Origin of the sequence: Bacillus sp. TE8-1 (assembly GCF_008368855.1) — a bacterium.
Taxonomy (GTDB): Bacteria; Bacillota; Bacilli; order Bacillales; family Bacillaceae_G; genus Bacillus_A; species Bacillus_A cereus.
Genome location: NZ_QPET01000005.1, coordinates 21,532 through 35,128, shown reverse-complemented (window position 1 = coordinate 35,128; position 13,597 = coordinate 21,532). Strand labels below are relative to the sequence as shown.

Below are 13,597 nucleotides of genomic sequence, written 5' to 3'. Positions count from 1 at the left end.
GATTATTAGTTGAACCAATCGGGCTTTTACGGGCAGTTGATCCCCCACCTAACTTCTTTGCTTCCGCTGAATTTTGATGTAGGGGTCTTACTGCCCGTTAATGCGGGATAAAGAAACACGACTACTGATGGTAGTCGTGTTTCTTTACAGATGGTAATGAAATGATAAAACAAGATCCATGATCAACTTCACTCGTGACAGTAATCGTCCCGCCGTGTAGCTCTACAATTTCTTTCACGATAGATAGTCCTAAACCAGTTCCACCTGTAGCTCGTGATCTTGCTTTATCAACTCGATAAAAGCGGTCAAAAATGTGAGGGAGGTCTTCAGGTGGAATACCTTCGCCTTCATCTTCAATTGCAATGGAAATATGTTTATGTTCTTCTGTAACAGAAATGTTTATATGAGAATGCTCTTTTGAATGTCTATAAGCGTTATTTAAAATATTCACCACAACTTGTTCGAATCGTTGTTCATCTAAGTTTACTAGCAGTGTAGGAGGACAAGAGAAAGAAACTTTACTGTACCTTTCTTTATACATGGCGTTTACTTTTTCACATATACGCGTAAGGAAGGTGTGTAAATGCACTTCCTTTACTTGAATAGAAAAGTTATGTTGTTCCATTTGTGCAAGTGAAAATAAATCTTGAACTAAGTTTGTAATGTAATCAGACTCATCTTTTATAATTGATAAATATCGCAAACGTTGTTCAGAAGGGGTGCTTTCTTTTAAAGCAATGTCAGCATAACCTCTTACGTATGTTAACGGTGTTCGTAATTCGTGAGCAACACTTGCTAGAAATTCACTTCGCTCTGTTTTCATATAATGCAAATCATTTGCGAGCGTTTGAATAGATGATGCCAGTTCACCAATTTCATCATTACGAGTAGTCGTTAACGAAACGGACAAATCGCCTTTACTCATTTTTTCAGTTGCATGTTTCATGTGTAACAATGGTTTTGTTAATAAACGTGATAATAGGAAAATTGTGATGACTGTGAGTAGAAATGTGATGGCACCAGCAATAATGAATTGTTTCGTTAATCCATTAACTAACTTTTCAATTGATTCTGTTCCAAGAAACATGTACACATAGCCTTCATGTTTTCCATCTACTACAATGGGGCTAACTGTACATATATAATTAGATGTTTTCCAATGATTTTCTATAATCGCTCCATTATGGTCTGTTCGAGTTTGCATTTTACTAATATGATCGTTTATAGTCGTGTTTATTTCGTTAGATTTAGCTAGTATTTCTTTATTTGCATTTGTAATAACGACAGTTGTTTCAGCTTCAGATTCCATTAATGCTACGTGAGAGATGGTTTGCTCATCGTAATATTTTTCAAGTACATCTCGATGACTATTTCCTCGCTTTAATAAAGCTGTCATTTCTTCATTTACTCTAGTGTTTACAAGACTATAATAGAGCAAAATAAAGAGAACACTTTCAATTAAAAGTGTAACAATTAAAAAATAAAATCCGAATTGAATTGAAATTCGTTTCATCGTTTTGCCCCTTACTGTTCAGTATCAATCCATCGATAACCTATTCCATACACGGTTTTTAAATGATGATCAATAGGAAAATTTGCTTTTCGCAATTTATCACGTAAATTACGAATATGTGAATCGACTGTGCGATCTTCTGTATTTGTGTTTAATCCCCAAATTCGTTCGATGAGCTGATCACGGTTTAATACGTAGTTCACATGGCGTAAAAATAATCCGAGTAAAGAAAATTCAATTGGTGTGAGAAGGAGTTCTTCATTATGGACAGAAACGAAGTGTTTTGTTTCATCCCATACAATACCGTGATATTGGATTTGTTTATGTTCATTTGTACGTCTTAAAACGGCTTCAATTCTTGCGAAAAGTTCTTCTTCATGGAAAGGTTTCGTTACGTAATCATCGGCTCCAATTTTTAATCCTTGAACGACATCTACTGTTTGATCACGAGCTGTAACCATAATAATAGGAATGTTACTAAAAGATCGGATTTTTTTGCACGTTTCCCATCCGTCCATCTTTGGCATCATAATATCGAGTAAAACAAATTTAAAGTTTCGATTTTCTATATGTAAAATAGCTTCTTCTCCTGAAGTCGCACATACGCAGTTATATCCAATTGGTGTAAGATAAAGCGTTAATAATTCAAGCATTCTCGGTTCATCGTCTACGAGCAGTATATCAATCATAGAGAGCCCTCCATATTTATAATCGTTACTTAAAGTGTAATGCAAAATCATGAAGAAATGGTGCAGATTATGATGTGTCTGCATAATTTCTTCAGAATTGCTTGTTATTGTGGAGTTGAAATTACATTTTAGGTAATCATATTGGCTCAAAAATGATTAATACGGAGGCGGTATAGTGAAAAAAATGACCCGAATTTTTGGGATAACAATAATTACAGCAGTTGGTCTTGCTGCATGCGGACAAACGAATACAGACCATAAAAACCATGAATCTACAAAAGAGAAGAAAACAGAGCAAAAGGAAATGAAAATGAATCAGGAGGTAACGGCGCCAAAAGAAATGAACCAAGGTGCATCTAATGATTTATTAACGACAAGTTTAAAAAATGTAACGAGATTAAACACAAACGACCCTTTGCAAATGGCAGTATTAACTTCGCAAACGATATGGCCAGCAACTCATAAGGAGAAGCAGCCAGGTGCTGTTATTTTAGTACCAGCAAGCGAGTGGCAATTAGGTATTGCGAGTGCAGATCTTATTCATCATCCGAATAACGGGCCGATTTTATTTATAGAAAAAGAAAAGATACCGGAAATGACGTTAAAAGAAATAAAACGATTAAATCCAATCGGAACGAAAGATGGAACACAAATTATGGTGATGGGGGATGTAGGTACTAGCGCGCTTGAACAATTAAAAGGTTATAAAGTAAAACAAATAAAAGAAACGGACCCAGCTATATTTGCGAAGGATGTTGATAAGGAGTATGCCGATATAACAGGAAGCTACCCAAATAGTGTTATTATCGGTTCGTCTGAAGAAGAAGGACGTTTATATACAACACCAGCTGTAAACTGGATTTCTCATATGCCAGAACCGCTTTTATATACAGAAAAAGATAAGGTGCCAGAAGCGACAATAGAGTCATTAAAAATGAGAAAAGATAAAGCAAATATATATGTATTAGGGCCAGAAAAAATTGTTTCAAAAGAAGTAGAAAAAGAGCTAAGCAAATACGGGAAAGTAACGCGTATTAGTGGAGAGGCCCCTACAGAAAACTCGATTGCGTTCGCTAAGTTTAAAGATGAAAAAACAAAATTTGGCTGGGGATTCACAAAACCTGGTCACGGTTTATCATTTGTTTCAAGTAAAACACCAGATTTAGCAGTTGCTGGGGCACCTTTTTCACATATGGGTAAACATGCACCTGTTGTATTATTAGAAGAAGGTAAAGCTTCACAACCAGTGTATGACTTCCTTGCAAGCATTCAGCCGAAGTTCAAAGATGATCCAACACTTGGACCATATAATCACGGTTTCTTATTAGGAAGTACGAGTGATATTTCATTTGAAACACAAGGAATACTAGATGAGAGGTTAGAAATTGTTCAGGAAAGTGGTCAAGGACACGGTGGACATTAATGAAATGAGAAAAGATGCTACTGATATAGCGTCTTTTTTTATTTTCCTCGACAAAATATGACAAAAAAGTTGTAACTGTTTCTGTTATGATAGTTTCGGAAATCTTACATTTTACATAATCGGAGGAAAAGAAATGTATAAAAAATTGGGTACTATTGCTTTAACAGGTGCACTTGCTTTTAGTTTAGCTGCTTGTGGTGAAACTGAAGTTAAAGAAGTGAGTAAAAACGATGCTCCTAAACAGGCTGAAAAGAAAGATAAAAAGGAAAAAGCTGAAAGCAAGATTTATAAAATTGGAGATACTGTAGAAGTTAATGGTCTACAACTTACTTTCAGTTCAGCTAAATTCGTTGAGCCTAACGAATACGTAAAAGCTGAAAAAGGGAAAGTACTAGAAATCGCTTTTAACGCTAAAAATAATGGCAAAAAAGATATATATTTTGGAACTTCTGAATTAAAAATTGCTGATACTAACGGCAACCAATTCAAAGAGTACTTTGGTGGGGAAAATACGTTTATAAATGAAAATATTGCGTCAGGTAACCAAATTACAAACAAAATGTTATTTGATGTACCAGAAGGCGATAAGTTTGTTGGTACATTTAAACCTACATTTACATTTGACGAGAAATCAGTGAAATTTGAATTTGAAGTTGCTAAATAAGGAGAGATTGAAATGAAAAGAACAGCTGAATTTGTATTAGGTCTTATTGGAGGTATTTTTGGTATTATTTGTGCATTTGTTGCTTTATTGATCGGCGGTATGGGAGCTGCTTTTGAAGCTGATGGAGCGAATACTGTTATTGGTTTAGGTTGGGGAGCTGTGGCTCTATCAATCTTAGGAATTGTTGGATCTGTTATGGTAAGAAGTAAAGCGAAGGTTGGCGGTATTATGATGACTGTGGCTGCTATCGGTGGATTTATTTGTATTTCTATAATTTACTTATTACCAGGCGTATTACTATTAATCGGTGGGTTAATGGGTATATTCCGTAAGGATAAAGCAACTGTATCTGCATAAAATGAGCACTCGAAAGAGTGCTCTTACTATTTTCATTAAATTAGTATAAACTCCTCTAACCCTAAACTATCCAAACTAAACCTCATATATGAAGTGGAAATATCTATAGAACTTTAAATGAATTCCCTTGGTAGCTAATATCTTGATCCGTGGATTATTCAATTAAATGAACTAAATTACATGTGCATTTTTCATCCATCCAAACAAAGTTCTCTTCATTTGACATACTGTAGAATCCGAAATCATTGTACGTTAAATCAACAATAGGTGATAGTATATTTAAAGTTTCCTAAAAAAGAAGCTACGAAGGTGACATCATTTTTAGGAAACTTTTACATAGCAAAAAATCTTCTACTCGTTATATAATAGCTTTCGTGCAGTCGGCTAGATTTTCTTATGGAGAAAATCAAATTATAAAGGAGTAGAGGAGTGGTATTTTGTTTCAAACGATAAAAAATGACTGGTTTTCTAATGTGAGAGGGGACGTGTTATCAGGAATTGTCGTTGCTTTAGCGTTAATCCCTGAAGCGATAGCCTTCTCTGTTATTGCAGGCGTGGATCCGACAGTTGGACTATACGCAGCCTTTTGTATTGCAGTTACCATTTCATTTGTTGGCGGGAGAACTGGAATGATTTCAGCTGCAACAGGTGCAATGGCATTATTAATGGTAACGCTTGTTAAAGATCATGGTTTGCAATATTTATTTGCTACAACAATATTAACAGGTATTGTCCAAATTATTTTTGGCGTGTTCAAACTGAGCTCATTTATGAAGTTTGTTCCGAAATCTGTTATGAGTGGTTTTTTAAATTCACTTGGAATTTTAGTTTTTACAGCGCAATTGCCACATTTTAAAAATGCAACTTGGCAAATGTATGCACTCGTTGTATTAGGACTTGCAATTATATATTTATTTCCACGTATTACAACGGTTGTACCTTCTACGCTTATTTCAATTATTATTGTGACGAGTATTGCACTTATGAGCGGATTACAGTTGAAAACAGTAGGAGATATGGGAAGCCTGCCGAAAGAATTACCGTTCTTTAGTATTCCTGACGTGCCTTTTACACTTGAGACATTAGGGATTATTTTACCGTATGCAGTTATGCTTGCAATTATCGGTTTACTAGAATCATTATTAACAGCTTCAGTTTTAGATGATATGACGCATACGGAAAGTAATAAGCATAAAGAGGCACGCGGACAAGGGATCGCAAACATTGTTGCTGGTTTCTTCGGAGGAATGGCAGGTTGTGCAATGATCGGTCAATCTGTTATTAATATTAAATCAGGTGGACGAGGTCGCCTATCAACATTTGTAGCGGGCGGATTTTTAATCGTATTACTATTCGTTTTAGGAGATTATGTCGTTCATATTCCGATGGCAGCTTTAGTTGCAGTTATGATTATGGTTTCAATCGGAACGTTTGATTGGAACTCTGTAACAACAATTCATAAAGTACCAAAAGGAAACTCATTTGTTATGATCGTAACAGTTGTGATTGTCCTAATTACACATAATTTAGCATTAGGTGTAATTATCGGAACAGTAATTAGTGCGGTTTTATTTGCATTCAATATGGCAAAGATTCACGTGAAACATTTATATATTGAAAATAAGAAAATATACGAAATTCACGGTCAACTTTTCTTTGCATCTACAGCCGATTTCATAACTAATTTTTCATTTAATGAAGATGTAAAAGAAATTGAAATGAATTTTACTCATGCGCACGTATGGGATGATTCAGCAGTGGCATCAATTGATAAAGTTATCATGAAGTATGAACAAAGTGGTGTGAAAGTAAGTATAACAGGATTAAATGAACGTAGCTCAAAACTTGTTGCAAATTTAGCTACTTATAATAAAAGAATTGCTAGTTAAAAGCCTCCTTTTTAGGGGGCTTTATTATATAATACGAGTAGGATAACGAAAAGGGGATTCAGCATATGTACAAACAAATTATATTAGCATGTGACGGTTCTGAACATGCACTTCGAGCAGCGGAACATGCAACATATATTGCAAAATGTAGCGAAGAAACAAATGTTGAAGTTGTGTACGTAGTAGATAATAGAACGGCAAAATCAGATATTATACAAGGTCAAACAGATTTAGAAACAATATCAGCTAGTCGAAAAGATAAATTAAAAGAGATTGAAGGTTTATTAAAGAAAGAGAACATTTCTTATACAATTACGATATTACATGGTGATCCTGGAGATACAATTGTTCAATATGTAAATACAGGAGATATAGATCTTGTCATTGCTGGAAGTAGAGGGCTCAATACACTGCAAGAAATGGTGCTGGGAAGTGTAAGTCATAAAATAGCAAAGCGTGTGAAATGTCCAGTGATGATTGTAAAATGAAATAGAATGTAACGAAGATCTTAGTATAACTGAGGTCTTTTTTTATGTATAAATGACTCTTATTTGTGGAAATACTAGATATATAAGTTGAAAAGATGTTAACTTACAAATTTGTAAGTTAGTTGTTAGAGAAATCGATGTTATGAAATTTTTCCCATTGGTAAAATAAAAGTATCAAAGGGGAGATAGGGAGGATGGAAGCAATGAAATCATTTCAAAATTTGTCATATAGCCAAGGTGTCAGTCTTATTTGTTTAGGGGGATTTGCTGCATCTGTTACGTTAGCTGTTTTAATAAAGGTGTTTCATCAAATCTTTTAATCTTATAGTAGGGAAGGAATTGGTTGTTATCATTAGTAGGAACAGCAATGAAAATAAAAAATAGCTCTTAGCATGTATGTAAATGCTAAGAGCTATTTTTATGGTTGTTATATATTATTTAAGCTTGTTTTGATTTTACTGACCCTGTATTTAAAGTAAGAGCAAGGAAGAACATTGCAAGTACGCAAGATGCAAGTAATAAGATGAATCCGCCATCCCATCCGAATGCATCTACGATAAAGCCCATAGCTGCACTAGCGAAAGCTGCTCCGCCTAAGTAACCGAAGAATCCAGTTAAGCCTGCTGCAGTTCCAGCAGCTTTCTTTGGTGCTAAATCTAGAGCGTGTAGACCAATTAACATAACCGGTCCGTAAATTAAAAATCCAATTGCGACAAGTGCGATACTATCAACCATTGGATTACCAGGAGGGTTTAACCAGTAAACAAGAACTGCGATAAATACACCAACCATAAATAAAATACCAGCAGGTGCACGACGTCCTTTAAATAGTTTATCACTCATCCATCCGCAAAGAAGTGTACCTGGAATACCAGCCCATTCATATAGAGCGTAAGCAGTACGTGAGCTACTATGAGTAAAGCTTTTTTCTTCTACTAAATAAGTAGGAGCCCAGTCTACAACGCCGTAACGTACGAAATATACGAAAACGTTCGCAATAGCGATGTACCATAAAAACTTATTGTTTAATACGTATTTAAATAAAATTTCCTTTACTGAAAGCTCGCGTTCGCGATCTTTTACTTTTTCATCTGGTGGATATTCCCCAGTATGTTCTTCAATAGAAGGTAGTCCGCAAGATTGAGGCGTATCTTTCATCGTAATTAATACATAAATACCAACTAAAATTGAAAGAATACCTGGGAAGTAAAAAATACTTTTCCAGTCATCTGCGAAGAAGTATAAGCCTAATGTTACAAGGGAAGGCATAAGCGCTCCGCCAACATTATGAGCGACGTTCCAAATGGACATTTTTGTACCACGTTCGCTAATAGAGAACCAGTGAACCATCGTACGACCACAAGGAGGCCATCCCATACCTTGTACCCATCCATTTAAAAACTGAAGTACAAACATAAGTATAATGCTCGTTGTAATGAAAGAAAATGAGCCGAAAATAATATTAATGATACCTGATAAAAATAGCCCAGCTGCTAAAAAGTAGCGAGGATTACAACGATCGGATACGATACCCATAAGAAATTTACTTAATCCGTAAGCAATAGAAACTGCTGAAAGGATAACCCCAAGTTCCCCTTTACTAAAGCCTTGCTCGATTAAGTATGGCATTGCTAGTGAAAAGTTTTTTCGAACAAAGTAGTAACCTGCATAACCGATGAAGATACCTAAGAATACTTGTAAACGTAATTTACGGTATTCGCTATCAACGCGATCAGCTGGTAAGCGTTCCGCGTGGGGCGCAGGTTTAAATAATTGTGTGAAAAACATAAAATGAAAATCCTCCCCTAATTAATTCGAAGCGTTTTAAGACAGAGAACATAAAAAGGCCATGAAATATAAAAAAGTTTCCTTTTTTATGATTCATAGCCGTGTACTCCGTTTCTCCGTGACTGTCAATATTAACTTCGTCGAAAATTATACAACTTTGTGACAAAAATGTAAACGTTTTTATGAATAAAAGTATTGACGGATTTTATTCGTGGGATTAATATTTAAATACATTAAATATTTTATTGTTTAAATAAGAGGTGGATAACATGCCAAATGATATGACGCATATCGATAAAATTCAAGCTCTTGCCTTTTCGATTGGAAAGAAAATGCAAACGGAGTTATTAGAACAAATGCAAGCGACAGGACTTACACCACCGCAGTTTTATATTTTAAAGATTCTAGATCATTATGGGGCTTCAAGAGCGACAACATTAGCGAAAAAGATGTATGTGAAGCCTAGCGCGATTACAGTGATGATTGATCGTCTAATCGATCAAGAACTTGTAGAACGCTATCACGACAAAGATGACCGTCGCGTTGTCATCATCGAGTTAACGAAAAAGGGGAAAGCTAGAGTAGAAGAGGCAATGACAGCTCGTAACGAGCATATTGCAAAATACTTTTCACATTTAGAGTTGCAAGAAAGAGAAGATTTATTACGTCTCTTTGAGAAGTTAGAAACCATTATTTGCGGGACACAAGAGAAAAAAGAGAATAACTAAGAGGAATTGAGGAGATTACATGGAGCAACAAGAAAATCAAAATAGAAAGTTGTTGTTAATCGGTTTAATTATCGCGATGCTATTTGCTGCATTAGATGGAACAATTGTCGGTACAGCAATGCCACGTATCGTCGGTGACCTAGGTGGATTAAGCTTAATGACATGGTTAACAACAGCTTATATGTTAACATCAACGACAGTTGTACCAATTGCAGGTAAATTAGCTGATTTACTTGGTCGTCGTAACGTATATATAACAGGGCTAGTTATTTTCATGATTGGTTCGGCGTTATGTGGTATGGCAAATGGTATGACAGAATTAATTATTTTCCGTGGTATTCAAGGTCTTGGTGGCGGTATTATGATGCCAATGGCTATGATTATTATTGGAGATATGTTCACGGGAAAAGAACGTGCGAAATGGCAAGGTATTTTTGGGGCGTTATACGGCCTTGCTTCTGTAATTGGACCACAAGTTGGTGGTTGGATTGTAGATGCAGTGAACTGGAGATGGGTATTCTACATTAACTTACCGGTTGGTATTTTAGCAACAATCTTTATTGCAATGGGATTAAAATCACATAAACAAACAGGACCAATTAAAATTGATATCGCTGGAATCTTTACGATGATTCTCGGTGTTGTAAGTTTATTACTTGCGCTAACGTTTGGCGGAAAAGATTATGCATGGGATTCTTGGCAAATTATCGGTTTATTTGCACTAGCTGTAATTGGTATCGTTAGCTTTGTTATCGTTGAAACGAAAGCTGAAGAGCCAATTTTACCAATGCACTTCTTTAAAAATCGCACATTTACAATACTGAATGCGATTGGATTCTTTATGAGTATTGGAATGTTCGGTGCGATTATGTTCGTACCATTCTTCATGCAAGGGATTGTAGGAGTAAGTGCTGCTGAATCAGGAACAATTATGACTCCAATGATGATTACAATGATTGTGATGAGTATTATCGGTGGGCAACTTGTATTAAAAGTTGGTGTAAAACCACAAATTATCGCAGGTATGCTTATTATGGCCGGTGGTTTCTGGTTATTAACAACGATGGATATGCACACAACGAAGCTTACAGCTACTTCTTATATGATGGTTATCGGTTTAGGAATGGGTCTTGTAATGCCTACATTAACATTAGCGTTACAAGAAAGCTTCCCGAAAAAAGACCTTGGTGTCGTAACGTCATCAAGTCAATTCTTCCGACAAATCGGTGGTACATTTGGTATTACAATTTTAGGGTCAATTATGAATAACACTTCAGGTACGACATTAACAAAAAATTTAGTACCTGTATTAGATACATTCCCGAAAGAAGCGGGACAAATGGTAACGAAATTTAAAGATATGATTCACACAGATCCACAAGGTTTATATTCAATGCTATTTAGCCCAGAGGCATTAAAACAAATGCCAGAAGCGTTCGCTAACAGCATTGTACCTATTTTGAAAAACTCTTTAGTAGACTCGCTTCATACTGTATTCTTAACAGGATTAGTATTTATCGTAGTAGGTGCCATCTTTACGATTTTCTTACAAAAAATTAAATTATCAGATCGTAAAAAAGATGCTAAAGAGCCTGTTGTAGAAGAAAAAGAAAAAACTGTATCATACTCGTAATGAAGAAGCATCGCCTTATGGCGGTGCTTTTTTGAGTATAACCTTAAAAGCTTTTTAGTGAGAAATGATTGACGTATTTTTAGAAATACGTTATATTATTTTCTGTAAACGGTTACATGAAATGAGGAGAAAAGAGAATGAGTACGATCAAAGACGTTGCGAAATTAGCGGGAGTATCTGTTGCGACCGTTTCCAGAGTTCTAAATAAAAATGGATATGTTCACGAAGATACATTAAAAAAGGTAGAACGTGCAATTGAGATGTTAGATTATAAGCCTAGTACAGTAGCGCGTTCACTGTATAATAAAAAGTCTCGTTTAATTGGCTTAGTTGTTCCAAATATCGTGAATCCATTCTTTCCGGAAGTTGCACGTGCCGTAGAAGATGTAGCACATAAACAAGGTTACACAGTTGTCCTTTGTAACTCTGATGAAAGTTTAGAAAAAGAGAAACAATATATTGATGTACTTAGACAAAATAATGTAGATGGATTTATTGTAGCAACGAATCCACAAAATAGTGTTAATTACATGAATTTATCTGTTCCAGTTGTTGCGATTGACCGTATGTTTAATGAGCGTATTCCTACTGTATATGCAGATAACTATGCAGGAAGTCAGGCTGCGACAAAGTTGTTACTAGATAAAGGATGTAAACATATTGCACATATTCGCGGTCCACGTGATGTGAGTACTGCAAATGAACGTTTTGAAGGTTTTGTAGACGTTATTACGCAAAATAATCTTTCTTATATGATTGCAGAGAGTACGTTTGATCCAGCAAATAGTGAGCGTGTAGCGATGGAATTATTAGAAGAATACCCGCATATTGATGGTATTGTCGCTGGGAATGATTTAATTGCGATCGGTATTGTAAAGGCGGCACTTCAAAAGGGGATTGCCATTCCAGATGATTTACAAATTATCGGATTTGATGGCATTTCTTTAACGGAAATGATGTATCCATCTATTACGACAGTTGCACAACCGATATATGAAATGGGGAAAATTGCAACAGAGTTGTTGTTAGAGCAAATGGAAGGAAATACATTAGAAGAGAAACATTATCGTTTGCCGATTGAAATTATAGAACGAAATACAACGAAGTAAGGAGATGAAACAGATGCCAAATATTGCAGTAGTAGGAAGCATTTCAATGGACTTAGTGGCTGTTTCAAAAAAACGCCCGAAAGCAGGAGAAACAGTAATTGGTGAAGCGTTTCATACAATCCCAGGAGGGAAAGGGGCAAACCAAGCAGTTGCTGCAGCTAGGTTAGGAGCAAATGTAGCAATGGTTGGAGCGGTAGGAAATGATGATTATGGAACAGTAGTTAGAAAAAATCTAGAGAACGAACGCATTTTTATCGATTATGTGGTACCGGTTACAGATGGAACGACAGGAATTGCTCATATCGTTTTAGCAGAAGAAGATAACAGTATTGTTGTCGTACAAGGGGCAAATGCTCTTGTAAATAAGTCAGTTGTAGATCGCTCCAAAGACCTTATTGTAAAAGCGGATATGGTTGTTCTTCAACTAGAAATTCCACTTGAAACAGTAAAATATGTATTGGCTATTTGTGAGGAACATAATATTCCTGTTATGTTAAATCCAGCGCCAGCACAAGTTTTATCAGAAGACATTTTAGAAAAGGCAACTTATATTACGCCAAATGAACATGAGTGCCGCATCGTATTAGATGATTTTACATCACCAATTGAAGATTTATTGGCGAAGTATCCCAATAAATTATTGATGACAGAAGGTTCTAACGGTGTTCGTTTCCATAATGGCACGGAGATTGTACATGTTCCTAGCATTGCTGTTGATGTAGTGGATACAACTGGAGCTGGTGATACATTTAATGGTGCGTTAGCAGTTGCACTTTCTGAAGGAGAGACACTTCAAAAAGCAATTCGTTTCGCGAATATTGCCGGTGGTCTTTCTGTAACGAAACTTGGAGCACAGGGCGGTATGCCAACGAGAGATCGAGTACGTGAAGTGCAGGTGATTGTTGGATGAAAAAGCATGGTGTATTAAATAGTGAAATCGCAGCAGTCCTTGCTTCACTTGGGCATACAGATACGATTGTAATTGCTGATTGCGGGTTACCGATTCCGGATGGAGTAAAACGAATTGATTTAGCTGTTGAGATTGGAAAACCTAGCTTTTTAGATGTATTGCAAGTGGTAGCTGATGATATGGCAATCGAAAAAGTGACGTTAGCAGAAGAAGTCATTATAAATAATGCGGAAGTAAATAAAGAGATCGAACAGAAATTAATAGAGCCAGCATTTGAGTATGTATCTCATGAACAATTTAAAGAGCATACAAAGAAAGCGAAGGCAATTATTCGTACAGGCGAGGCTACGCCTTATGCAAATGTAATTTTACATGCAGGCGTGATTTTTTAATAAAGGGAAGTGAT

The 13,597-nt window shown here is 35.9% G+C and carries 14 protein-coding genes; 11 read left to right on the top strand and 3 right to left on the bottom strand.

The genetic code is table 11. The annotated features are described in order from the left end of the window. Nucleotides 1-121: 121 nt before the first annotated feature. Nucleotides 122-1,513, bottom strand: a complete 1,392-nt coding sequence (locus DN404_RS05280; protein WP_006918010.1) for a sensor histidine kinase — start codon at nt 1,511-1,513, stop codon at nt 122-124. A gap of 11 nt (nt 1,514-1,524) precedes the next feature. Further along, entirely contained in the window at nt 1,525-2,202 is a 678-nt protein-coding gene (locus tag DN404_RS05275; protein ID WP_006918011.1) for a response regulator transcription factor, read from the bottom strand. Nucleotides 2,203-2,377: 175 nt separating this feature from the next. Here DN404_RS05275 and DN404_RS05270 point away from each other — a divergent pair, with 175 nt between their 5' ends. The 6 genes from DN404_RS05270 (at nt 2,378) to DN404_RS05245 (ending at nt 7,343) form a co-directional block, all read left to right on the top strand. Continuing rightward, entirely contained in the window at nt 2,378-3,625 is a 1,248-nt protein-coding gene (locus DN404_RS05270; protein WP_149214798.1) for a cell wall-binding repeat-containing protein, read from the top strand. A gap of 133 nt (nt 3,626-3,758) precedes the next feature. Further along, nucleotides 3,759-4,289 carry a DUF4352 domain-containing protein gene (locus DN404_RS05265; RefSeq protein ID WP_000277058.1) on the top strand — a complete coding sequence of 177 codons (531 nt, stop codon included), beginning with the start codon at nt 3,759-3,761 and terminating at the stop codon, nt 4,287-4,289. Nucleotides 4,290-4,301: 12 nt separating this feature from the next. Continuing rightward, on the top strand, nt 4,302-4,646 hold the full coding sequence (locus DN404_RS05260) for a DUF4064 domain-containing protein (RefSeq protein WP_000831286.1): 345 nt from the start codon (nt 4,302-4,304) through the stop codon (nt 4,644-4,646). A 437-nt stretch (nt 4,647-5,083) separates the two neighbouring features. Further along, complete coding sequence (locus DN404_RS05255) at nt 5,084-6,535, top strand: SulP family inorganic anion transporter (protein WP_000487920.1); 1,452 nt, start codon at nt 5,084-5,086, stop codon at nt 6,533-6,535. A gap of 65 nt (nt 6,536-6,600) precedes the next feature. Beyond that, nucleotides 6,601-7,023 (top strand): universal stress protein, encoded by a 423-nt coding sequence (locus DN404_RS05250; protein WP_000277999.1) that lies wholly within the window; start codon nt 6,601-6,603, stop codon nt 7,021-7,023. Between the two features lie 203 nt (nt 7,024-7,226). Beyond that, nucleotides 7,227-7,343 (top strand): DUF4027 family protein, encoded by a 117-nt coding sequence (locus DN404_RS05245; RefSeq protein WP_000834733.1) that lies wholly within the window; start codon nt 7,227-7,229, stop codon nt 7,341-7,343. Nucleotides 7,344-7,461: 118 nt separating this feature from the next. Here DN404_RS05245 and glpT read toward each other — a convergent pair whose 3' ends face one another. Next, nucleotides 7,462-8,811, bottom strand: coding sequence for a glycerol-3-phosphate transporter (glpT, locus tag DN404_RS05240; protein WP_000466385.1), 1,350 nt, complete (start codon nt 8,809-8,811; stop codon nt 7,462-7,464). Nucleotides 8,812-9,080: 269 nt separating this feature from the next. Between glpT and DN404_RS05235 the strand changes: the two genes are divergently transcribed. The 5 genes from DN404_RS05235 to rbsD all read left to right on the top strand — a co-directional run bounded on the left by DN404_RS05235 (nt 9,081) and on the right by rbsD (nt 13,583). Further along, nucleotides 9,081-9,539, top strand: coding sequence for a MarR family winged helix-turn-helix transcriptional regulator (locus tag DN404_RS05235; protein ID WP_001132365.1), 459 nt, complete (start codon nt 9,081-9,083; stop codon nt 9,537-9,539). Nucleotides 9,540-9,558: 19 nt separating this feature from the next. Continuing rightward, nucleotides 9,559-11,172 carry an MDR family MFS transporter gene (locus DN404_RS05230; RefSeq protein WP_000437641.1) on the top strand — a complete coding sequence of 538 codons (1,614 nt, stop codon included), beginning with the start codon at nt 9,559-9,561 and terminating at the stop codon, nt 11,170-11,172. A gap of 137 nt (nt 11,173-11,309) precedes the next feature. Next, nucleotides 11,310-12,281 carry a ribose operon transcriptional repressor RbsR gene (gene rbsR, locus DN404_RS05225; protein ID WP_000104047.1) on the top strand — a complete coding sequence of 324 codons (972 nt, stop codon included), beginning with the start codon at nt 11,310-11,312 and terminating at the stop codon, nt 12,279-12,281. 13 nt (nt 12,282-12,294) lie between these two features. Next, the gene (gene rbsK / locus DN404_RS05220) at nt 12,295-13,191 is read left to right on the top strand and encodes a ribokinase (protein ID WP_149214797.1); all 897 of its coding nucleotides are present in this window, start codon (nt 12,295-12,297) and stop codon (nt 13,189-13,191) included. Then, entirely contained in the window at nt 13,188-13,583 is a 396-nt protein-coding gene (gene rbsD, locus DN404_RS05215; protein ID WP_000716137.1) for a D-ribose pyranase, read from the top strand. Before rbsK ends, rbsD begins: the two co-directional genes overlap by 4 nt. Nucleotides 13,584-13,597 lie beyond the last annotated feature (14 nt).